This is a genomic window from Lentzea sp. NEAU-D7 (assembly GCF_026242055.1).
Lineage (GTDB): Bacteria > Actinomycetota > Actinomycetes > Mycobacteriales > Pseudonocardiaceae > Lentzea.
In genome coordinates this window covers 35,980-58,607 of record NZ_JAPJDL010000022.1, presented here as the reverse complement: position 1 = coordinate 58,607, position 22,628 = coordinate 35,980, and the positions used below count along the sequence as shown (strand labels likewise).

Sequence of the window (22,628 nt, the reverse complement as noted above, 5' to 3'; positions counted from 1 at the left end):
CGATCCGGGAATTCCATCCCGCAGAGTTGACGCACTCTTGCGCGAGGCGATACCGTCCGCTTCATGCAGCGCACGCTCGTTCTCGTACTTCTCAGGCGCGTCGACGCCTGAGCCGAACAGCCTGCGTCGACGCGCGACCCTCGCACGACCCAACTTCGGGTTGTCGAGGGTTTTTTCGTGTCCGGACCCCGATACCCACGAGGCAAACCAATGACCAGCGCACCATCGCGACAGGCTTCCGAGCCCTCGTCGCCACGTCCAGGTCCGCGGCCCAAACCGGCTCCGCCCACTGGCGCGCCGATCCGAGTGACCGGGGCGCAGTCCCTCGTCCGCTCGCTTGAGGCGGTCGGGTGTGAAGTGGTGTTCGGCATTCCGGGCGGGACGATCCTTCCCGCGTACGACCCGCTGCTGGACTCCACGAAGGTCCGGCACATCCTCGTCCGCCACGAGCAGGGCGCGGGACACGCGGCGACCGGTTACGCGCAGGCCACCGGCAAGGTCGGTGTCTGCATGGCGACCTCGGGGCCGGGTGCGACCAACCTCGTCACCCCGATCGCGGACGCGAACATGGACTCCGTGCCCATCGTCGCGATCACCGGCCAGCAGTCGCGGCCGCTGATCGGCACGGACGCCTTCCAGGAGGCGGACATCTGCGGCATCACGATGCCGATCACCAAGCACAACGTGCTCGTGACCGACCCGGCGGACATCCCGCGGGCGATCGCGGAGGCGTTCCACATCGCGTCGACCGGCCGACCCGGCCCGGTCCTCGTCGACATCCCCAAGGACGTGCTGCAGGAGCAGACCAGCTTCTCGTGGCCGCCCGAGATGCGCCTGCCCGGTTACCGGCCGACGACCCGGCCGCACGGCAAGCAGGTGCGCGAGGCCGCCAAGCTGATCGTGGCCGCCCGCAAGCCCGTCCTCTACGTCGGCGGCGGCGTCATCAAGGCGGACGCGAACGCCGAGCTGCTGCGCCTGGCCGAGGACACCGGCATCCCGGTCGTCACGACGCTGATGGCGCGCGGCGCGTTCCCCGACTCGCACGACCAGCACCTGGGCATGCCCGGCATGCACGGCACCGTCGCGGCCGTCGCGGCGATGCAGAAGTCGGACCTGCTGATCGCGCTGGGCGCCCGGTTCGACGACCGGGTGACCGGTCAGCTGAACTCGTTCGCGCCGGACGCGCAGATCATCCACGCGGACATCGACCCGGCGGAGATCTCCAAGAACCGCCGCGCGGACGTCCCGATCGTGGGCGACTGCAAGGAGATCATCACCGAGCTGATCGACGCCGTCCGCGCCGAGCGCGAGACGGCCAAGGCCGTCGACCTCGCACCGTGGTGGGAGACGCTCAAGTCGCTGCGCGAGACGTTCCCGCTGGGCTACGTCTGGCCGGAGGACGGCACGCTGTCCCCGCAGTACGTCATCGAGCGGATCGGCGCGCTGTCGCCAGCCGACACGATCTACACGGCGGGCGTCGGCCAGCACCAGATGTGGGCCGCGCAGTTCGTCAAGTACGAGCACCCGCGCACGTGGATCAACTCGGGCGGCCTCGGCACGATGGGCTTCGCCGTCCCCGCCGCGATGGGCATCAAGGCGGGCGAGCCCGACCGCACGGTGTGGGCCATCGACGGCGACGGCTGCTTCCAGATGACCAACCAGGAGCTCGCCACCTGCGCCATCGAGGGCCTGCCGGTGAAGATCGCCGTGATCAACAACGGCAACCTGGGCATGGTCCGCCAGTGGCAGACGCTGTTCTACGGCGAGCGGTACTCCAACACGGATCTGGGGACGCACAAGCACCGCATCCCAGACTTCAAGCTCCTGGCGGAAGCCCTCGGATGCGCGGGCCTGCGGGCCGAGTCGCGCGAGGAGGTGGACGAGGTGATCGGAAAGGCGTTGGAGATCAACGACCGCCCGGTCGTCGTCGACTTCGTCGTCGGCAAGGACGCCCAGGTGTGGCCGATGGTCGCAGCGGGCACCGGCAACTCCGAGATCATGGCCGCCCGCGGCATCCGCCCCCTGTTCGATGAGGACCTGTGATGACCAGGCACACGCTGAGCGTTTTGGTCGAGGACAAGCCCGGTGTGCTCGCACGCGTCGCCGGTCTGTTCTCCCGCCGCGGCTTCAACATCGAGTCGCTCGCGGTCGGCCGCACCGAGTACCCCGACATCTCGCGCATGACCATCGTGGTGTCGGTCGACGAGCTGCCGCTGGAGCAGGTGACCAAGCAGCTCAACAAGCTCATCAACGTCATCAAGATCGTGGAGCTGGAGCCGAGTGCTTCCGTTCAGCGGCAGCTGGTGCTGATCAAGGTCCGCGCGGACGCGACGGTGCGGTCGCAGGTCCTCGAGACCGTCCAGCTCTTCCGCGCGAAGGTCGTCGACGTGTCCCCGGAAGCGGTCACGATCGAGGCCACCGGCACGTCTGAAAAACTCGACGCGTTGCTGCGCATGCTGGAGCCCTACGGGCTCCGCGAAATCGTCCAGTCCGGCATGGTCGCCATCGGCCGTGGCGCTCGTTCCATCACCGCCACCGCGGTTCGTTAAGCATTACTGAGAGATAGGGAAACACTGTGAGCGTCGAGATCTTCTACGACGACGATGCCGACCTGAGCATCATCCAGGGCCGCAAGGTGGCCGTGATCGGCTACGGCAGCCAGGGCCACGCCCACGCGCTGTCCCTGCGCGACTCGGGCGTCGAGGTCCGCATCGGCCTGCAGGAGGGCTCCAAGTCCCGCGCCAAGGCCGAGGAAGAGGGCCTGGAGGTCGGCACGCCGGCTGAGGTCTCCGCGTGGGCCGACGTGATCATGATCCTGGCGCCGGACACCGCGCAGCGCCACATCTACGCCAACGAGATCGCCGCGAACCTCAACGAGGGTGACGCGATCTTCTTCGGCCACGGCTTCAACATCCGCTACGGCCTCATCACGGTCCCGTCCGGCGTGGACGTCGCCATGGTCGCGCCGAAGGGCCCCGGCCACCTCGTCCGCCGCCAGTTCGTCGACGGCAAGGGCGTCCCGGCGCTCATCGCGGTCGAGCAGGACGCCTCCGGCAACGCCCAGGCCCTCGCCCTGTCGTACGCGAAGGGCATCGGCGGCACGCGCGCCGGCGTCATCAAGACGACGTTCAAGGAAGAGACCGAGACCGACCTCTTCGGCGAGCAGGCCGTCCTCTGCGGTGGCGCCTCGGCCCTCGTCCAGGCCGGCTTCGAGGTCCTCACCGAGGCGGGCTACGCCCCCGAGGTCGCGTACTTCGAGTGCCTGCACGAGCTCAAGCTGATCGTCGACCTCATGTACGAGGGCGGCATCGCCCGCATGCGCTACTCGATCTCCGACACGGCCGAGTTCGGTGACCTGACCCGCGGCCCGCGCGTCATCACCGCCGCGGTCAAGGAGGAGATGAAGAAGATCCTGGGCGAGATCCAGGACGGCACCTTCGCGAACGAGTGGGTGGCCGAGGACGACAACGGCCGCGCGAACTACAAGAAGCTGCAGCAGGAGGGTGAGAACCACCCGATCGAGGCAACCGGCAAGAAGCTGCGCGACATGATGTCGTGGGTGGACCGGCCGATCACCGAGACCGCCTGAGTCTTCTCCCCAGGGAGGCCCGTGGAGCGTGTGTGACGCTCCGCGGGCCTTTCCGCTTTTCGTTCGTGTCCATCCGCTAGCGTCTTTCGCATGACCGAGAGCGCGCCGATCTACGACGACAAGGCCCACGTGCGCGGCAAGCTGGACCTCCGCAACGCGCAGTGGAAGCGCCCGCCGGAGCCGGAACCGGAAGACGGCCACGTCGAGATCGCCTTCATCGAGCACACCGACGGCGCCACGTACGTCGCCATGCGCAACTCCAAGCAGCTCGAACCCGTCCTGACCTTCACGATGGCCGAGTGGGACGCGTTCGTGCTGGGCGCGAAGGACGGCGAGTTCGACGAGCCGTGGTGATCGCGTCCGCGACCTCCTCCAACGGCCGGGTCCCGTCGACGACCACCGCGCCGCGCGCCCGGTAGGCGGCCTCCAGGCGCGCGTTGTGCTCCAGGGCCGCCGCGAGTTCCTCCGGGTGCTTGCCGAAGGAGTTCGTCGTGCGCGTCCGCAACCGCTCGCGCATCGTCTCGTCGTCGATCACCACGCAGATGACCAGGTCGAAGAGGTCCAGCACCTCCGCCTCGTTCTCGACGTAGCCGCAGAGGAAGACGTCGGTCTCCCGCGCCCGCGCTGCGAGGTCCTCGACCCGCTCCCGGCTCATCCGCCACCCGAACCGGTCGAGCCAGCCCTGCGGCACCGGGTCGGGAGGGGCGGCGACGACCTGCCCGCTCACCCGGTCCACCCACTGGTTGTAGCCCTCCCAGTCGGCGTCGACCGCCGGCTCTCCCCGGCTCTTCAGCAGCGCGCAGACGGTCGACTTGCCGGACCCCGACGCTCCAGTGATCCACACGAGCGGCATCGTCGAAGCGTCCCACGGCGGGCAACGCGATAAGCCGAACCACATGCCACCGCAGGCTTGGCGCGCGGTGCCACCCGCATTCGCCATCGCGCGGCGACCACTACGCAGGTCCGGCGCGCGGTGCCACCCGCATTCGCGGTCGCAAGGCGACCACCACGCAGGCTCGGCGCGCGGTGCCACCCGCATTCGCGGTCGCAAGGCGACCACCACGCAGGTCCGGCGCGCGGTGCCACCCGCATTCGCGGTCGCAAGGCGACCACGTACGAGTCCTGGCGTGGCGATGCGAAGCGAGCCGTCCGAACCTGGGCCGCCGGGTGAGCGGTGCACCCCGCTCATGGCGATTGGGGGTTTACCTTGAGTGGGCGGGATGCTCCCCTCATGGGCACGGCCGGGCGCTTTTCAGCCCGGCCTTTTCCGGCCGTCCAGCATCCCGCCAGAGGCTCAAGGTCAAGCCCCAATCGCAACCCCGCGCTTCGTCACTGCCCGCGCGCCCACCCTCGCAAGGTGACGCGACCAACCCGACGCGACCAACCCCGCTGGAACCCGACAAACGCACTCAAATCGACCCGCAACGCCCCCGCACGGCCACGCACAGCCCTCACCCGCCCAGACGGCGCCCTCCACCCGCCCTACGTCAACGCCCCACCCGTTCCCAGGGCGTGGGCGTCACTCTGTCGGGTGAACACCACGTCGAGGCCTGATTCGTCCCATACTGCAAGACGCGGGCGGTGACCTGAGCCACCCGGCGGAATGCGCGCGCAAGGCCGGTGTCTATGCTCGTTAACAGTCCGGACACATTGCGGTGCTCCGGTCGGCGCGGGCCAGCCGCCCCCGACCACGCCCGCGCCCCACGATCCGACCCTTCCTGGGAGCGATGTCCGTGAGCAACACGAGCCGACCTGTTGTCCTCATCGCCGAGAAGCTCGCGCCGTCCGTCCTGGACGCTCTCGGCGACGGCGTCGAAGTGCGCCACGTAGACGGCACCGACCGAGAAGCCCTCCTCAGCGCGGTCGCCGACGCGGACGCCCTGCTCGTCCGCTCCGCCACCCAGGTGAACGCCGAGGTCTTCGCGGCCACGCGCAAGCTCAAGGTCGTCGCCCGCGCGGGTGTCGGCCTGGACAACGTCGAGGTTCCGGCCGCCACGCAGAACGGCGTGATGGTCGTCAACGCGCCGACGTCCAACATCGTCAGCGCCGCCGAGCACGCCGTCGCGCTGCTGCTCTCCGTCGCGCGCCAGATCCCGGCCGCGCACGAGACGCTGCAGAACCACGAGTGGAAGCGCTCCAAGTTCAACGGCGTCGAGCTCAACGGCAAGACGGTCGGCGTGGTCGGCCTCGGCAAGATCGGCCAGCTGTTCGCGCAGCGCATCGCCGCGTTCGGCGTCGAGCTCATCGCCTACGACCCGTACGTGTCCGCGGCACGCGCCGCCCAGCTCGGCATCGAGCTCGTCAGCCTCGAGGAGCTGCTCGAGCGCGCCGACGCGATCTCCATCCACCTGCCGAAGACGCCGGAGACCAAGGGTCTCATCGGCGCGGAGCAGCTGGCCAAGGCCAAGCGCGGCGTCATCATCGTCAACGCCGCCCGCGGTGGCCTCATCGACGAGGAAGCCCTCGCCGAGGCCGTCAAGGAGGGCCAGGTCGGCGGCGCCGGCATCGACGTCTTCTCCACCGAGCCCACGACCGAGAGCCCGCTGTTCAACGTCCCGGGCATCGTCGTCACCCCGCACCTCGGCGCGTCCACGGCCGAGGCGCAGGACCGGGCGGGCACCGACGTCGCGAAGAGCACCATCCTCGCGCTCGCCGGCGAGTTCGTGCCGGACGCCGTCAACGTCCAGGGCGGTGCGGTCGGCGAGGAGGTCCGCCCGTACCTGCCGCTGGTCCAGAAGCTGGGCACCGTCCTCAGTGCACTGTCGCCCAAGGCCCCGACCAGCGTCACCGTCGAGGTCCGCGGCGAACTGTCCAATGAGGACGTCGAGATCCTGCCGCTCGCCGCGCTGCGCGGGGTGTTCTCCAAGGTCGTCGAGTCGCAGGTGACGTTCGTGAACGCGCCGAGCCTCGCGGCCGACCTGGGCGTGAGCGTCGAGCTCGTCAAGGAGCCCGAGAGCCCGAACCACCGCAGCCTCGTCACGGTGAAGTCGGTGCACGCGGACGGCAGCACGTTCAGCGTCTCCGGCACGGTCAGCGGCATCGCGCAGGTCGAGAAGCTGGTGAACATCAACGGCCGCAACTTCGACCTGAGGGCCGAAGGCACCGTGCTCCTGCTGGAGTACCCGGACCGTCCGGGCGTCATGGGCACGGTCGGCACGCTGCTCGGCGAGGCCGGCGTGAACATCGAGGCCGCGCAGATCAGCCAGACCGGCAGCGACGCCGTCATGGTGCTGCGCGTCGACCGCCCGGTCGACACCCAGGTGCTCGACCCGATCGGTGCCGCCGTCGGTGCGCGCACCGTTCGCTCTGTCGACTTCGGATAGTCACGACATACCGGGAAGGGGACGGCAAAGTCCCCTTCCCGTGTCCATCGTCGTTCACAACGAAGTCGTAACAGGCAACTATCTGTAGACCATATTCATACTTTCGGGGCAGTCGCAGAGACACGATCAGCGATTAGCGTCCCCACGAGGTTGACCCGGTGCCGTAGAGGGCACGGCACTGCTACTTCGGGTCGAAGGCACACACCTCGGTTGGGGCAACGTTGTGAAGAGACGATCGAGTCTGGTGGTGTTCTCTGCCATCACCACACTGCTGATCGCACCTGCCACGGCACAGGCGCAGAGCGAACCGCTCGCGCAGCCGGTGAAGGGTGCGCACGGGTTGGACGCGAAAGCGTTGCACCTCAAGGTTTCTCCCCGGCTGAACGCCGCAGGCTCGGTCACCGCGTTCGTCGCGCTGGACCGCAAGCCGGCCGTCGACGCGTTCGACGAGAAGAAGAGCCAGGGCAAGGAGGTCGCGAAGCAGGCCGCCAAGCAGGCCCGCAGCGACTCCTCCGCCACCGCGGACCAGGTCGTCGGCCAGCTGAAGAGCGCTGACACGCAGACCAAGGAGCTCTACCGCACCTCCAACGGCGTCCCCGGCGTCGTCGTGAAGGCCGACGCGCAGAAGGTCCGCGAGCTCGCGCAGCGCGCGGACGTCCTCGCGGTCTACCCGGTCGTGCCGAAGAAGCGCCAGAACTCGAACGCCGTCCAGCTCACCAGGACGCTCAACGTCTGGCAGCAGTACGGCAAGCTCGGCGACGACATCCGCGTCGGCATCATCGACACCGGTGTGGACTACACGCACGCGAACTTCGGCGGCCCCGGCACCGTCGAGGCGTTCAAGGCCGTCGACCCGCGCGCGAAGGACCCGAACTTCCCGACCGCGAAGGTCGTCGGCGGGTACGACTTCGTCGGTGAGGACTACGACGGGGAGAGCACCGACCCGGCGATCAACACGCCGAAGCCGGACCCGAACCCCATCGACTGCAACGGTCACGGCTCGCACGTCGCGGGCACCACGGCCGGCTTCGGTGAGAACGCCGACGGCAGCACGTTCAAGGGCGACTACACCAAGCTCGACGCCGCGAAGCTCAACGAGATGAAGATCGGCCCCGGCACCGCGCCGAAGGCCCAGATCTTCGCGCTCAAGGTCTTCGGCTGCGACGGCTCGACCAACGTCACCTCGCAGGCGCTCGACTGGTCGCTCGACCCCGACGGCGACGGCGACTTCTCCGACCACCTCGACGTGGTCAACCTGTCCCTCGGCTCCGACTACGGCGCCCCGGACGACCCCGACAGCCTCTTCGTGAAGAAGCTGTACAAGGCAGGCGTCATGCCGGTCTTCTCCGCGGGCAACGGCGGCGACCTCTACGACATCGGCGGCTCGCCGGGCAACACGCCCGAGGCGCTGACCGTCGCCTCCACGCGCGACTCGTACGTGCTGCGCGACGGCGCCGAGGTGAAGGACCAGGGCCTCAAGCCCGGTCAGTACAGCCAGAACTTCACCGGCTACCTCGGTTACGACGAGGAACTGCCGGTCGTGAAGCTGACCCAGGCAGGCAACCTCGACGGCTGCCAGCCGCTCACCGACGCGGTCGCCGGCAAGTTCGTCTGGCTGGAGTGGGACGACAACGACGCGACGCGCCGCTGCGGTTCCGGTGCCCGTGCCAACAACGTGCAGGCCGCGGGCGGTCTGGGCGTGCTGCTGTCGTCCACTTTGGAGAACTTCGCGGCCGGCATCGCGGGCAACGCGAACATCCCGATGTTCCAGTTCACCGGCTCGGCCACCAACGCCGTGCGCCCGGCCCTGAACGCGGGCACGCTGGTCGTCCGCCTCGCGGGTGAGCTGCGCACGTCGACGGCGACGTACGACCAGTCCATTTCGGACACTCCGAGCGCGTTCACCAGCCGCGGCACCCGCGGCCAGTCCATCAAGCCGGACGTCGCGGCCCCCGGTGACACGATCTCGTCGACCGCCGTCGGTTCCGGCGACGACCGCATGGTCATCTCCGGCACGTCGATGGCGTCGCCGCACGTCGCCGGCATCGCCGCCCTGGTCCGCCAGGCGCACCCGGACTGGACGCTCGAGGAGGTCAAGGCCTCGATCATGAACACCGCCGGTGCGGACGTGAAGGAGAACGGCAAGACCTTCGCCCCCAACCGGGTCGGCACCGGCCGCGTGGACGGCAAGTCCGCGATCGACAACCAGGTCCTCGCCTACGTCGAGGAGGACAACGGTTACGTCAGCGCGAACTTCGGCGTCGTCGAGGTCTCCAAGCCGGTCTCGAAGTCCAAGACCATCAAGCTGGTCAACAAGTCCACGAAGTCCGTCGAGTACGCGGTCGGCTACACCGCGGCCACGACGATCCCCGGCGTGAGCTACGTGCTCTCGCAGGACAAGGTGAAGCTGAGCCCGCGCGGTGTCGCGCGCGTCAAGGTGACCCTGAAGATCGACGACCCGAAGGCGCTGCGCAAGACGGTCGACTCGACGGTCGAGCCCACCCAGCTCGACGTGCCGCGCCAGTTCCTCGCGGACGCCTCCGGTCGCGTGACCTTCACGCCGACCGCCGGCGCCACCGTGCCGCTGCGCCTGTCGGTCTACTCGGCGCCGAAGCCGGTCGCGGACATCAAGACCGCGTCCAGCCTCAAGTTCCGCGGCAACGACAAGCAGGCCGTGCTGAACGTGTCCGGCAAGGGCGTCGACCAGGGCACCGGCTCGCAGGCCTACCGCTCGCTGATCAGCGTCCTCGAGCTGCAGGCCCAGTCGCCGAAGCTGCGCGACTGCAAGCGCAACGTCACCGAGAACTGCGCGCTCAACGAGACGGCCAAGGGCGGCGACCTCCGCTACGTCGGCGCGGCCTCCACGGCCCCGCTGGCCAAGGCGCAGGGCAAGCCCGAGGAGGCGCTGCTCGCGTTCGGTGTCGCGACCTGGGGCAACTGGTACAACCTGGGCAAGAACACCATCCCGTTCGTCGACATCGACACCAACGGTGACGGCACGGCGGACTTCGAGGTGTTCGCGACCCGCCTGACCGACACCGACCTGCTGGTCGCGTCCACCGTGGACCTGAAGACGGGCGAGACCGTCGACATCCAGGGCGTGAACGGCCTGTTCGGCGACGTCGACGCGAACGTCCAGGACACCAACGTCGTCGTCCTGCCGGTGCTGCTGAGCGCACTGGGCATCGACGCGTCGAAGGACACGGCCCGCCTCTCGTACGTCGTGGGCACCGCCGGCTACTACCCGGCGCCGGGCAACGCGAACAAGCTGATCGACGTGGTCGACCGCAGCCTGTCCTACGACCCGCTCAAGCCGGGTCTGTGGGCGCAGGGCGGCGGTGACGCGGCGCTCTCGTACCTCGCGAAGCCGGGCACCGCGCTCGTCGTCAACAAGGACGAGGCCTCGCTCAAGGCCGACAAGTCCGACGGCCTGCTGGTGCTCAACCACCACAACGCCAACGGTGACCGCGCGTCGGTCGTCCTGGTGAAGTCCGGCGGACGCGGCGCCTACTAGCGCTGAGTCGGAAGGACGCGGCGCCTGCTGGCGCCAGATCGGATGTTTCCCGGGAGGCCCGGTTCCTCGTTTGGAGCCGGGCCTCCCGGCACGTCACGGCCCGGAACTGCCTGCCGTCACCCCTTGACGCGACACCGTTCCTGCGGTCGAGTGACACTCGAAAGTGGGATATGGGCCGTGTGGGTGTCCCGCAGTACGGGAGATAACACCCCGATGGGGTGTCCGGCATGCGGCGAGCACCCGTGATGCCGGTAGCCTTTCGCGAAGGAAAGTAGTCCCACCAATTGGGGACTGACACCTGGGAGGTGTGTGGATGCGGCTCGCAGTGATCCCAGGAGACGGGATCGGGCCCGAGGTCATCGCTGAGGCCCTGAAGGTCCTCGGTGAGGTCGTTCCGGCGGCCGAGATCACTCGCTACGACCTCGGCGCGGCGCGCTGGCACGCCACGGGAGAGTTGTTGCCCGAGTCGGTGCTGGGAGAGCTTCGCCAGCACGACGCGATCCTGCTCGGCGCGGTGGGCGACCCGTCGGTGCCGAGCGGAATTCTGGAGCGGGGCCTGCTTCTGAGGCTGCGCTTCGAACTCGACCACCACGTGAACCTCCGCCCGGCTCGTCTCTACCCCGGTGTCCGCAGCCCGCTCGCGGACCCGCCGGAGATCGACATGGTGGTGGTGCGCGAGGGCACCGAGGGCCCGTACGCGGGCAACGGCGGCCTGCTCCGCAAGGACACGCCGCACGAGATCGCCACCGAGGTCTCGCTGAACACCTCGTTCGGCGTCGAGCGCGTGGTCAGGGACGCGTTCGCGCGTGCCTCGAACAGGCAGCGCCGGCACCTGACGCTGGTGCACAAGACGAACGTCCTCACGCACGCCGGCTCGTTGTGGTCGCGCGTCGTGGAGGAGGTCTCGCTGCAGCACCCGGACGTCACCGTGGCCTACCAGCACGTGGACGCGGCGACCATTCACATGGTCACCGACCCGGGCCGTTACGACGTGATCGTCACCGACAACCTGTTCGGCGACATCCTGACCGACCTCGCCGCCGCCGTCACGGGTGGCATCGGCCTGGCCGCGTCGGGGAACATGGACGTGACCCGTCGCAACCCGTCGATGTTCGAGCCGGTGCACGGTTCGGCACCGGACATCGCGGGCCAGGGCATCGCCGACCCGACGGCCGCCGTGCTGTCGGTCGCGCTGCTGCTCGACCACCTCGGCGAGCACGAGTCGGCGCGCCGGATCGAGGCCTCCGTGGCGTTCGACCTCGCCACGCGTGACCACCAGTCGCCGGGTCAGACCTACGCGATCGGTGACAGGCTCGCGGCTCTCGTGTCGTCGAACGTGCGCACGGGCTGAGTTCTGCCAGACGTTTTGAAGCCCCGGCCGGGATCCTCCGGCCGGGGCTTCGGCGTTTCCGCGCGCCGGTCAGAGCTGGCCGTTGGCCTCACGCCACGCCCGCTCCTTCTGGATCCACTCGTTGTCCTGCGGGAACTCGTCGATGGACGGCACCCGGCGGATCTCGGTCTTGAACCCGGCGCCCGTCATCGGCATGCGCTTGGCCCACTCGACCGCCTCCTCCTTCGAGGAGACGTTGAGCAGGTAAAAGCCGTTGAACAGCTCCTTGGTCTCGCCGTACGGCCCGTCCGTGACGACCGGGGGCTCGGCCGAGTAGTCGACGACGACACCCTCGGACGGCTCGGACAGACCTTCCGCGGCGAGCAGGACACCGGCTCGGATCAGCTCCTCGTTGAACGCGCCGACCGTCTCCAGCATCTTGTCGAAGTCGAACTCGCCCATGTTCGCGTAGGCCTCGTCGGTGGCGCGCATGATCAGCATGTACTTCACGGTGTGGCTCCTTGCTCGGTGTCTTCCTCGCTGACGTCCACAGGTCGAACGGGCGGCGGGCGGATCGACATCACACCCGAGAAATTTCCGAACTTCCTGTTTTCGCAGGTAGGGTCGCGTCAGTCGTGCGTGGGGGAAGACCGGTCGAAGTCCGGCGCTGACCCGCAACGGTAGGTCCCACCAGGGACGAGCCCGAACACCCGCTCACGGTGCCCGAGGAATCTCCGACTCCGCCGTGGACTGCGGGAAGGACCCAGTGCTCTCCAAGATCAGCGTGCTCGTCGGCGTGCTCGCCGTCAGCCTCGTCGCGGGCGTCGCGCTCGGCCCCGTCTCCGTGCCGTTCGGCCTCACGCTCGAACTGCTGTGGGCGGCGCTGACCGGCGGCACGATCCCCGCCGACCTCGCCGGGCAGTACCACATCGTCTGGGACATCCGGCTTCCCCGCGTCCTGCTGGCCGCCGTCGTGGGCGCGGGCCTGAGCACCGTCGGCGTGGCGATCCAGGCGATGGTCCGCAACGCGCTCGCCGACCCCTACGTGCTCGGCATCTCGTCGGGCGCGAGCGTGGGCGCGACGGCCGTGGCGACGCTCGGCGTCCTGTCCGGTCTCGGCGTCTACGCGCTGTCGGTGGGGGCGTTCCTGACCGGCCTCGGCGCCACGGCACTGGTCTACATAACCGCGCGCACGAGCCGAGGGCTCACACCGCTGCGGCTCGTGCTGACCGGGACCGCGCTGGCGTACGGGTTCTCCGCCGTGGCGATGCTGCTGGTGTTCCAGGCGCCACGCGGTGAGGCGGCGCGGGCCGCGATGTTCTGGTTGCTCGGCAGCCTCGGCGGGGCGAACTGGCAGTCGCTGCCCGTCGCCGCCGCGGTGACCGCGGCCGGCATCGTCTACCTGGCGACCAAGGCACGGCAGCTCAACGCGATGGCGATGGGCGACGAGACCGCGACCACCCTCGGCGTGGCGGTGAACCGGTTCCGCACGCACCTGTTCGTCGTCACCGCGGCCATGACCGGCGTGCTGGTGGCGGTCAGTGGAGCCGTCGGGTTCGTCGGGCTGATGCTGCCGCACCTGACCCGCATGGTCGTGGGCGCCGACCACCGCAAGGTGCTCGCCCTCGCACCGTTGGCCGGAGCCTCGTTCCTGGTCTGGGTCGACGTGGCCGCGCGGATGCTCGCGGCGCCGGAGGAACTGCCGCTCGGCGTCATCACGGCCGCGCTCGGCGTGCCGTGCTTCATCTTCCTGATGCGCCGCAGGTCCTACGTCTTCGGAGGCCGCTGATGCGGGTCGAGCTCACCGGTGTCACCGTGCGGGACATCGTCTCCGGCATCACCCTGCACGCCAGCGGTGAGGTCGTCGGCATCGTCGGTCCCAACGGCAGCGGCAAGTCCACGACGCTGCGCTGCGTGTACCGGGCGTTGAAGCCGGACGCGGGCACCGTCCTGCTCGACGGCGACAACGTCCACAAGCGACACGGCGTCGCCCGCGACCTCGCCGCGCTCACGCAGGAGTCGCAGGTCGAGTTCGACTTCACGGTCGCCGAGGTCGTGGAGATGGGCCGCCTGCCGCACGACCGCGATCCCGCCCGTGACGCACGGGTGGTGTCCGAGGCGCTGGCCACCGTGGACGTCGCGCACCTCGCCTCGCGGAGCTTCCTCAGCCTCTCCGGTGGCGAACGCCAGCGCGTGCTCATCGCCCGCGCACTCGCCCAGGAACCGCGCGTCCTCGTGCTGGACGAGCCGACGAACCACCTCGACATCCGCCACCAGCTCGACGTCCTGCGGCTCGCGCGCGGACTGGGCGTCACCGTGCTCACGGTCCTGCACGACCTGAACCTCGCGGCGTCCTTCTGCGACCGCCTGTACGTCCTCGACGAGGGCCGCGTCGTCGCGTCCGGCACGCCGGCCGAGGTCCTGGTCCCCGAACTGGTCGCCAAGGTCTTCCACGTCACCGCGCACGTCGTCGCCCACCCCACCACGGGAGTTCCCCAGCTCCTGTTCGACCAGGAGGTCACCCCTTGAGAACCGTCGTCTGCGCCGTGCTGCTGCTGGTCTCCGGCTGCGGTGCCACGGTGGCCCAGGACGCCTCCGCGTCCGACCCCGTGACGATCACGAACTGCGGTCAGCAGGTCACGTTCGACAAGGTCCCGTCCAAAGTGGTCACGAACGACACCGGCATCACCGAGCTGATGTTCGCGCTGGGCCTGAAGGACCGGATGGCGGGGTACGTCGTGTCCGGCACCGACACCGTCGACGTGCGCACCTCGCCCTGGAAGGCCGACTTCGAGAGCGTGAAGCACCTGTCCGACAAGGTCTCCAAGGAGGTCGTGCAGGGCGCGAACGCGGACCTGGTCTTCGCCGGCTGGAACTACGGGTTCAGCGAGAGCACCGGCTTCACCCCGGACGCGTTGAAGGCCCTGGGGATCGGGACCTACCAGCTGACCGAGGCCTGCCGCAACGGCGTCGGGCAGCAGCGGGGGATCATGCCCGCGCTGGACGCGTTGTACACGGACCTGCGCAACCTCGGGAAGATCTTCCGGGTCGAGGCCAAGGCCGAGGAGCTCGTGAAGACCTACCAGGAGCAGATCGCGAACGCGGGCCGGCTGATGGCCGGGAAGCCGCGGCCCAAGGTGTTCCTCTACGACAGCGGGCAGGACCAGCCGTTCACGTCCGGCAAGAACGCGGCGCCGCAGGACATCATCTCGAAGGCCGGCGGCGACAACATCTTCGGAGACCTGAACGACAGCTGGACCACGGTCAACTGGGAGACCGTGGTGCAGCGCGACCCCGAGGTCGTGCTCATCGTGGACTACGCGGACGGGGAGGCGAACACCCCGGAGCAGAAGCAGGCGTTCCTGGAGGGGTTCGCGCCCCTGTCCAACTCGCCCGCGGTCAAGGGGAAGCGGTTCTTCTCGTTGCCGTACGCGGCGCTGGTCGAGTCGCCGCGCACCGCGGCCTGGAGCGTGGCGTGCGCGAAGTCCCTGGCCGGGGCCTGAGCCGGGGGGCGGCCCGCCGTGCGGGCCGCCCCCTCACGAAGGTGGCGTCACAGGCGTGAACCCGTGACCAGATAGTGGGAGATTTCCTCCCGTCGCTTGGTACGCCGTGCCGAGCTGTGGCAGCATCCCGGACATGGCTCAGCACACCGCCATCATTATCGACGAGCGCGTCGGGTAGTTGCCGCCCCTGGCACCCGACGCGCAGACCTCTCGCATCCCGCGGGGGGTCTTTTTGTTTGCCCGGATGAGGAGATGACCCCGATGGCCGGCCCGACCGACGCGTTCCACGTCTACGACACGACGCTGCGCGATGGCGCACAACGTGAGGGCATTTCGTACTCCGTCACGGACAAGCTCGCGGTCGCGCGGCTGCTGGACGGGCTCGGCGTCGGGTTCATCGAGGGCGGCTGGCCCGGCGCCATGCCGAAGGACACGGAGTTCTTCGCCCGTGCGGCGGCCGGTGACCTGGAGCTGAAGCACGCCAAGCTGGTCGCGTTCGGGGCGACGCGCAAGGCCGGGGTGAAGGTCGAGGAGGACCCGCAGGTCAAGGCACTCCTCGACTCCCAGGCGCCGGTGGTGACGCTGGTGGCCAAGTCGGACCTCAGGCACATCGAACGCGCGCTGCGCACGGACTCCGGGGAGAACCTGAAGATGGTGCGCGACACCGTCCGGTTCCTCAAGGACCACGGCAGGCGCGTCTTCCTCGACGCGGAGCACTTCTTCGACGGGTACGCCTTCTCCCCGGACACGAGCCTGCGCGTGCTGGAGTCCGCTGTGGAGGGTGGCGCGGACGTCGTCGTGCTGTGCGACACGAACGGCGGGCAGCTGCCGCTGGGGCTCGCGGAGACGGTCGCGGAGGTCGTCGAGAAGACCGGGTTCCGAGTAGGAATCCACTGCCAGGACGACACGTCCTGCGCGGTGGCGAACACCCTCGCGGCCGTTCAGGCGGGCGCGACGCACGTTCAGTGCACCGCCAACGGTTATGGCGAGCGAGCAGGCAACGCGGACCTGTTCGCCGTCGTGGGAAACCTCGTGACCAAGCTCGGCATGGAGGTGCTCCCGATCGGGGCACTGGCCGAGCTCACCCGTGTCTCCCATGCGTTGGCCGAGATCGCGAACATCGCACCCGACACCCACCAGGCCTACGTCGGGTCGTCAGCATTCGCTCACAAGGCGGGTCTGCACGCGAGCGCGATCAAGGTGGATCCGGAGCTGTACAACCACATCGATCCGGACACCGTCGGCAACGACATGCGGGTGCTGGTCACCGAGATGGCCGGTCGGGCGAGCATCGAACTCAAGGGACGTGAGTTCGGGCTCGACCTGACCGGCCGGGGGACCGAGGTCGGCAGTGCGTTGAAGCGCGTCAAGGAACTGGAGGCGAAGGGCTGGTCGTTCGAGGCCGCCGACGCCTCGATGGAGCTCCTGCTGCGCTCCGAGCTGTCCCAACTGGACGATCCTCCGTTCACGCTGGAGTCCTACCGAGTCGTGCTCGACCACCGCTCGGACGGCGAGATCGTGTCCGAGGCCACGGTCAAGGTGCACGTGGCGGGGGAGCGGGTCATCGCGACCGCCGAGGGGATCGGGCCCGTGCACGCCCTGGACGCGGCGCTGCGCAAGGCGTTGCTGCCGCACCTGTCCTGGTTGGACACAGTGGAGCTGGCCGACTACAAGGTGCGCATCCTCACCGAGCACCCCGGCACGGACGCCGTGACGCGCGTGCTGGTGGAGTCCACCGACGGCGAGCGCGAGTGGACGACCGTGGGTGTGCACGGCAACATCGTGGAGGCGAGCTGGCTGGCGCTCTGCGACGCCTTGGTGCACAAATCCGTGCGAAGTGGCTGACCTCGTAAACTGGCTCCGTGCGCATCGCCCGAATTGCTCATCCCGCAGGCGTGGCCTTCGTCGCCGTCCAAGGCGACGAGGCCGCGGAAATCGCCGAACACCCCTTCGGCACGCCCACGTTCACCGGCCGGAAGTGGCCGTTGGCGGACGTGAGGCTGCTCGCCCCCATCCTGCCCACCAAGATCATTGGCGTGGGCCGGAACTACGCCGACCACGCGAAGGAGCTCGGCAACGAGGTTCCCGCGGAGCCGTTGCTGTTCTTCAAGCCCAACACCTCGGTGGTCGGCCCGAACGTCGAGATCAAGCTGCCGGCCGTGTCCGAGCGCGTCGACTTCGAGGGCGAGCTCGCCGTCATCATCGGCCAGCCGTGCCGCGACGTGCCGAAGGCCAAGGCCGCCAGTGTGATCATGGGCTACACGATCGCCAACGACGTCACGGCTCGCGACCTGCAGAAGAAGGACGTGCAGTTCACGCGCGCCAAGGGCTTCGACACGTTCTGCCCGCTGGGCCCCTTCATCGAGACCGACTTCGACCCCTCCGACGTGCGCGTCGTCACCGAGGTCGACGGGGAAGTCAAACAAGACGGCCGTACTTCGTTGATGGTGCACGACATTCCGTCACTCGTCGAGTACGTCTCCGGCATCATGACGCTGCTGCCGGGCGACCTGATCCTGACCGGCACCCCGGCCGGGGTCGGGCCGATCAGGGCCGGACAGACGGTCTCCGTGACTGTGGACGGCCTTGGCACGCTCACCAATCCGGTCGCAAATAGGTAGCCGTACGGAGCAATCCGGCGTTCGGCAGGTTACGCAGCGCGGTACCCGCGAGTAACTTCCCGGTGTCATGACGGACCAGGCGTCCACCCGAGTGTTGCTGGTCGACGGATCGCAGCTCATCACCGAAGGGCTGCGGCTCTCGCTGCACCGCACGCACTGCTTCCGCGTTGTGGGCATCGCCCACAACGTGGCCGAGGCTGCGCGCAGCCTGCGCGGCACGCTGGTGGACCTGGTCGTCACGGACTTCGACGTGCCGGGCGCCGGGCCGCTGCGCACCGTGCGGGACACCGCGCAGTACCGGCCGGGCGCCCGCGTCGTCGTTCTGTCCAATGCGGACAGTCCGAGCTGGGCCCGCGCGGCGCTCGACGCCGGCGCGGTGGCCTACCTGCTGAAGACCTCGCCCGTGGCCGAGCTGTTGCCGCTGATCGCGGCCGCGGTGCGGGGTGCTCCCGCCACGATCGACGCGCGGGTGGGCTCGCTCGCGCGCCTGCCTGCGCGGATGCCGCCTCCCGCGTCGCTCGGCCGGCTGTCGGCGCGGGAGTTCGACGTGCTGGCCGAGATGGCGAAGGGCATGGACAACGCCCGCATCGCCCAGCGGCTCTTCATCAGCAACGACACCGTGAAGACCCACGTGAAGGCCATCCTGCGCAAGCTGGGCGCCCGTGACCGCGCGCACGCCGTGGCGATGGTGCTCGGCGAAAGCTCCGAGGCGTTCGTCACGACCTGACGATGGTCTGCGGTTCCCTCCGCGCGAAGTCGGGCGCGTGCTCCGGGCGTGGCCCGATCGCGACCACGTAGGCCGGGATCACCTGGAGGAACGGCAGCTTCTGCGCGATCTTGAGCGGCAGCGGCACGCCCGCCCTGGAGACCGTCGCGGTGCTGCTGAGCTTGCGGCCGAGGAACAGCCGGTGGATCACCCGCTGCACGGTCTGGATCACCACGGTCGGGAAGAGCCTGCGCCCGCGCACCTTCGCGAGCGTCGCGCTGGTGACCCGCCCCTCCCGCAACGGCTTGGCGAGCAGCGTCGCCGCCGCCACCGCGTCCTGCACGGCCAGGTTGATGCCCACGCCACCGACCGGTGACATCGCGTGCGCGGCGTCACCGATGCACAGCAGTCCGTCGACGTGCCACCGGCGCAACCGGTCCAGCTTCACGTCCAGCAGCTTGACCTCGTCGAGGTCGGTGATGTGGTGCACGCGGTCCGCGAGCCACGGGACGAGCGTGACGACGCGGTCGCGGAACTTCTCGACGCCCTCGGCGCGCACCGCCCGGTCCGTTCCCTTGCGGATCAGGAAGGCGCACTGGAAGTAGTCGCCGCGGGGGATGAGGACGAGCCCGCTGCCGGCGCTGAACCTCCCGGCACCGCCCTTGATGGAGTCGCCTTCCTTCCGCGGCAGGCGGAACCACCACACGTCCATCGGCGCGCCGAAGCTGTAGACCGGGAGCTCCACGGCCGCGCGCAGGATCGAGCTCCGGCCGTCGGCCGCGACGACGAGGTCGGCGGCGTACTCGCCCTCGTGCCCGTCGACGCGATCCCGGTACTTCACGCCCGTGACCCTGTTGCCGCTCTTGGTGATCGCGGTGACCTCGGTGTTCATCCGCAGCGTGAACGCCGGTTCGAGCCTGCCCGCGTCCGCCAGCAGGTCCAGGAAGTCCCACTGCGGCACCATCGCGATGCGCTTGTTCGGGCCGGGCAGCCGGGACAGGTCGGCGATCGTGGCCTTGGCACCGCCGGCGAGCAGCGCCTCCATCCTGTCGACGTCCTGGTGCGGCACCTGCTCGAACGCGGGACCGAGCCCCAGCTCGTCCAGCAGCGTGAGCGTCGACGCGTGCACCGTGTCGCCGCGGAAGTCGCGCAGGAAGTCACCGTGCTTCTCGAGCACCGTGACCTCGACGCCGCCGCGGGCCAGGAGCAGTCCCAGCACCATTCCGGCAGGCCCGCCGCCGACGACGAGGCAGGTTGTCCTCTCCATGTCGATCCCCTTTTTTCAACCAGCGTTGAATAAACTCAGCATGCTCGTGATCGCGGCAGGCGTCAAGACGGTTCCGAGTGGCGCGGCTCTCGTCCTCGCAGGTCCACTGTGGACTGTCTGGTGGACCAGGCCTCGAAAAGGTTGCGACTGGTGCGAAATGCCGTTCGGAGAGCTAGGGTGTCGCGCTCTCGGAACGGTCGGCGCGGACGAGGAACGTTGTGTCGCCTAACAACACTCGACCGGGCTATTGCATTCGGCGCTCGGAGGAGTGTCGCTAGTTCGTTCGGGGCCTCAAGGTCTGCTTGATCGTGCAAGGACCTGTAGGAATCACCTCGTTAGCCGAATCGGACGAGGCCCCCTCGCACCTAACCTTCCGGGGTGACAACTGCGTCCCCGACTTTCACGCGTAAGAGAACCGGCGAGATCCGCGCTGTGTGCCTGGACGTCGACGACACACTTGTCGACTACAGCGCTTCTTCGCGAGCCGCGTTGGCCTCGATGGTCGGTAACGCCGACGCCTGGTCGTTGTGGCAGAGGATCACCGACGACCACGTCTCCCGCCAGCTCGCCGGTGAGCTCCAGTACGAGCAGATGCGCAACATCCGGACGCAGGCCTTCTTCGCCGCTCTCGGCGAGGAGCTGTCGCTGGAGGAGGCGACCCGCCGCGAGATCGGCCGCCAGGAGGTCCTCTCCGCCGGCTGGTGCCTGTTCCCCGACGCGATCCCGATGCTCGACTGGCTCCGCGCGACAGGACTCCCGATCGCCGCGATCAGCAACGCCTCGGGCCGCCACCAGCGCGTGAAGATCGCCCAGCTCGGCCTCGCCGAGTACTTCGACGCCGTCCTGATCGCCGGCGAGGTGGGCTGCGCCAAGCCGGACCGCGTGATCTTCCACACCGCGTGCCTGGCCCTGGGCGTCCCGCCCGGCGACACCGTCCACGTGGGAGACCGCCTGCACGCCGACGCCATCGGCGCACGGGACGCCGGAATGCACGGCGTCTGGATCAACCGCATCGGCCCGAGCGGCGGCACGCTGCCCGCGGGCCTGTCGTCCATCACGACGCTCGCCGAACTGCCGGAGCTCCTCGTGTGCGAGCTCTCCACCGCCAGCGCCTGAGTTCACCTTCGAGACCGGTCCTCACCTGCGCGGATGTGTTCAGGTGGGGGCCGATTTCACTTCTGCGGGGGGCGTGGTCTAGTATTTCTCTCGGCAGCAACGAGGACCTCGGAACTCCCACGGGACAACGAAGTCGATCGTCGAAGCCAATGGGGTATGGTGTAATTGGCAGCACGACTGATTCTGGTTCAGTTAGTCTAGGTTCGAGTCCTGGTACCCCAGCTGCGAAGGAAGAACTGCCCTCGGGTAAGCTTCCGGAGCTGCTGAAAATGCAAGACCTGGCAGTAAAAAGAACTGAATAGCCGGATTTGGACCGGACAGAGCGATCTGATAAGGTTCACACCAGCAAGAAGTTCTAGGGCCCCGTCGTCTAGCGGCCTAGGACGCCGCCCTCTCAAGGCGGTAGCGAGGGTTCGAATCCCTTCGGGGCTACAGAGGTGTCAGAGGCCTGTCTGCGGAGTGCGCAGACAGGCCTCTTTCGCATTGTCTTCTGGGGGCCAAGCCCCCAGACCCCAGCCGGCGGGCTCCGCCCCCGGACCCCCGGCGTGGGTGTTGCCCATGACCTTGTGGTGGGCGCTTCGCTTCGCTCGCGATATGGGTGCCCTCGCTTCGCATCGGGGTGGCCTGCTGGGAATGTGAGTGTCGCCTCGCTTCGCTTCGGCGCCATTGTTGGGGCGTCGCTTCGCTTGCCATCGTTAATCGTGTTGGGCTGGCTTGTGAATGTCTCCGGCACTTCTGCCGGCTTCCTTTGGGCTCCCGAGCTTGTGGTTGCCCTTGCTGTGCTTCTCGGCTTGGCGTTGGGCCGTTTGGGCTCATGTCTGTTCGGGGTGGTGTTCCGCGTGTCGGGGTGGGATGGGCGGCGTGTCGTGGGGTGGAAGTGCGAAGGCCGCCCTTCCCGTGGGGAGGGCGGCCTTCGGAGAGATTGGTGCTTTAGAGACGGCTTTGTAGTGCTTCGGCTGCTGCCAGTAGGTCTGCTGCCCAGCGGGCTCCTGGGCGGCGGCCCATGCGGTCGATGGGGCCCGAGACTGAGACTGCTGCCACTACTGCGCCCGCGGAGTCTCGTACCGGGGCCGAGACCGAGGCCACGCCTGGTTCTCGTTCTGCGACGCTTTGGGCCCAGCCTCGGCGGCGGACTTCAAGGAGAGTGCGTTCGCCGTAGACGGCGTCGGCCAGGACGGCGCGTTGGGTGCCCGGGTCCGACCACGCGGCCAGAACCTTGGCGCCCGAGCCCGCTGTCATCGGGAGCCTCGCGCCGATCGGGACCGTGTCCCGCAGGCCCGACGGAGGTTCCGCCGAGGAGACGCAGACTCGTTGCATGCCGTCGCGGCGGTAGAGCTGCACGCTCTCGCCCGTGATGTCGCGCAGGCGCGGCAGTACTGAAGAAGCGGCATCCAGCAACGGGTCCGTTGCGCCGCCTGCCAGTTCGGCCAGAGCCGCTCCTGGGCGCCAGCGGCCGTCGGAGCCCCGGCGCAGCAACCGGTGCACCTCCAGGCCCACGGCCAGGCGGTGCGCGGTCGCCCGCGGCAGGCCGGTGCGGTTGCACAACTCGGCCAGGCCACAAGGATCTTTTGCTACGGCGTTCAACACGGCCACTGCCTTGTCCAGCACGCCGATCCCGCTATGCTGTCCCACAAGCCGATACTAACTTCCCAGACAGTG

Annotated in this window: 18 protein-coding genes, 2 tRNA genes and 1 riboswitch; of the genes, 16 read left to right on the top strand and 4 right to left on the bottom strand. The window is 68.7% G+C overall.

What is annotated here, in order from left to right:
• Positions 1-210 precede the first annotated feature (210 nt).
• The 4 genes from ORI60_RS34810 to ORI60_RS34795 all read left to right on the top strand — a co-directional run bounded on the left by ORI60_RS34810 (position 211) and on the right by ORI60_RS34795 (position 3,943).
• Entirely contained in the window at positions 211-2,043 is a 1,833-nt protein-coding gene (locus tag ORI60_RS34810) for an acetolactate synthase large subunit (RefSeq protein ID WP_266042250.1), read from the top strand.
• Positions 2,043-2,549, top strand: coding sequence for an acetolactate synthase small subunit (gene ilvN / locus ORI60_RS34805; protein ID WP_030479767.1), 507 nt, complete (start codon positions 2,043-2,045; stop codon positions 2,547-2,549). Before ORI60_RS34810 ends, ilvN begins: the two co-directional genes overlap by 1 nt.
• 26 nt (positions 2,550-2,575) lie before the next feature.
• Complete coding sequence (ilvC, locus tag ORI60_RS34800; RefSeq protein WP_266042249.1) at positions 2,576-3,589, top strand: ketol-acid reductoisomerase; 1,014 nt, start codon at positions 2,576-2,578, stop codon at positions 3,587-3,589.
• Between the two features lie 90 nt (positions 3,590-3,679).
• Positions 3,680-3,943: a DUF397 domain-containing protein gene (locus ORI60_RS34795; protein ID WP_090051086.1), complete on the top strand. Its 264-nt coding sequence runs from the start codon at positions 3,680-3,682 to the stop codon at positions 3,941-3,943.
• On the opposite strand, the gene ORI60_RS34790 is transcribed toward ORI60_RS34795, so the two are convergent.
• On the bottom strand, positions 3,876-4,433 hold the full coding sequence (locus ORI60_RS34790; protein WP_266042248.1) for a dephospho-CoA kinase: 558 nt from the start codon (positions 4,431-4,433) through the stop codon (positions 3,876-3,878). The genes ORI60_RS34795 and ORI60_RS34790 overlap by 68 nt on opposite strands.
• Before the next feature lie 889 nt (positions 4,434-5,322).
• Between ORI60_RS34790 and serA the strand changes: the two genes are divergently transcribed.
• From serA to ORI60_RS34775, 3 genes are all read left to right on the top strand, one after another.
• A complete protein-coding gene (serA, locus tag ORI60_RS34785) occupies positions 5,323-6,912 on the top strand; it encodes a phosphoglycerate dehydrogenase (protein ID WP_266042247.1) in 1,590 nt (529 codons plus the stop codon).
• Positions 6,913-7,153: 241 nt separating this feature from the next.
• Complete coding sequence (locus ORI60_RS34780; RefSeq protein ID WP_416234541.1) at positions 7,154-10,426, top strand: S8 family serine peptidase; 3,273 nt, start codon at positions 7,154-7,156, stop codon at positions 10,424-10,426.
• Positions 10,427-10,739: 313 nt separating this feature from the next.
• A complete protein-coding gene (locus ORI60_RS34775) occupies positions 10,740-11,777 on the top strand; it encodes a 3-isopropylmalate dehydrogenase (protein WP_266042245.1) in 1,038 nt (345 codons plus the stop codon).
• Positions 11,778-11,846: 69 nt separating this feature from the next.
• On the opposite strand, the gene ORI60_RS34770 is transcribed toward ORI60_RS34775, so the two are convergent.
• Positions 11,847-12,266 (bottom strand): YciI family protein, encoded by a 420-nt coding sequence (locus ORI60_RS34770; RefSeq protein WP_266042244.1) that lies wholly within the window; start codon positions 12,264-12,266, stop codon positions 11,847-11,849.
• A 94-nt stretch (positions 12,267-12,360) separates the two neighbouring features.
• Positions 12,361-12,489, top strand: a riboswitch (cobalamin riboswitch).
• 33 nt (positions 12,490-12,522) lie between these two features.
• On the opposite strand from ORI60_RS34770, the gene ORI60_RS34765 reads away from it, so the two are divergent.
• The 6 genes from ORI60_RS34765 (at position 12,523) to ORI60_RS34740 (ending at position 18,607) form a co-directional block, all read left to right on the top strand.
• Entirely contained in the window at positions 12,523-13,545 is a 1,023-nt protein-coding gene (locus tag ORI60_RS34765; protein ID WP_266042243.1) for a FecCD family ABC transporter permease, read from the top strand.
• Entirely contained in the window at positions 13,545-14,285 is a 741-nt protein-coding gene (locus tag ORI60_RS34760) for an ABC transporter ATP-binding protein (RefSeq protein ID WP_266042242.1), read from the top strand. Before ORI60_RS34765 ends, ORI60_RS34760 begins: the two co-directional genes overlap by 1 nt.
• Positions 14,282-15,259, top strand: a complete 978-nt coding sequence (locus ORI60_RS34755; RefSeq protein ID WP_266042241.1) for an ABC transporter substrate-binding protein — start codon at positions 14,282-14,284, stop codon at positions 15,257-15,259. Before ORI60_RS34760 ends, ORI60_RS34755 begins: the two co-directional genes overlap by 4 nt.
• Positions 15,260-15,520: 261 nt before the next feature.
• Positions 15,521-17,104, top strand: coding sequence for a citramalate synthase (gene cimA, locus ORI60_RS34750; RefSeq protein ID WP_266042240.1), 1,584 nt, complete (start codon positions 15,521-15,523; stop codon positions 17,102-17,104).
• A gap of 17 nt (positions 17,105-17,121) precedes the next feature.
• A complete protein-coding gene (locus tag ORI60_RS34745; RefSeq protein WP_090008481.1) occupies positions 17,122-17,880 on the top strand; it encodes a fumarylacetoacetate hydrolase family protein in 759 nt (252 codons plus the stop codon).
• A gap of 67 nt (positions 17,881-17,947) precedes the next feature.
• Positions 17,948-18,607, top strand: coding sequence for a response regulator transcription factor (locus ORI60_RS34740; RefSeq protein WP_266042239.1), 660 nt, complete (start codon positions 17,948-17,950; stop codon positions 18,605-18,607).
• On the opposite strand, the gene ORI60_RS34735 is transcribed toward ORI60_RS34740, so the two are convergent.
• A complete protein-coding gene (locus tag ORI60_RS34735; protein WP_266042238.1) occupies positions 18,597-19,853 on the bottom strand; it encodes an FAD-dependent oxidoreductase in 1,257 nt (418 codons plus the stop codon). The genes ORI60_RS34740 and ORI60_RS34735 overlap by 11 nt on opposite strands.
• Before the next feature lie 378 nt (positions 19,854-20,231).
• On the opposite strand from ORI60_RS34735, the gene ORI60_RS34730 reads away from it, so the two are divergent.
• The 3 genes from ORI60_RS34730 (at position 20,232) to ORI60_RS34720 (ending at position 21,401) form a co-directional block, all read left to right on the top strand.
• On the top strand, positions 20,232-20,969 hold the full coding sequence (locus tag ORI60_RS34730; protein ID WP_266042237.1) for an HAD family hydrolase: 738 nt from the start codon (positions 20,232-20,234) through the stop codon (positions 20,967-20,969).
• 150 nt (positions 20,970-21,119) lie between these two features.
• A tRNA-Gln gene (locus tag ORI60_RS34725) sits at positions 21,120-21,191 on the top strand.
• A 137-nt stretch (positions 21,192-21,328) separates the two neighbouring features.
• Positions 21,329-21,401 (top strand) — tRNA-Glu (locus tag ORI60_RS34720).
• 498 nt (positions 21,402-21,899) lie between these two features.
• On the opposite strand, the gene ORI60_RS34715 is transcribed toward ORI60_RS34720, so the two are convergent.
• Positions 21,900-22,601, bottom strand: coding sequence for an IclR family transcriptional regulator (locus tag ORI60_RS34715; RefSeq protein WP_176929766.1), 702 nt, complete (start codon positions 22,599-22,601; stop codon positions 21,900-21,902).
• Positions 22,602-22,628: the final 27 nt, after the last annotated feature.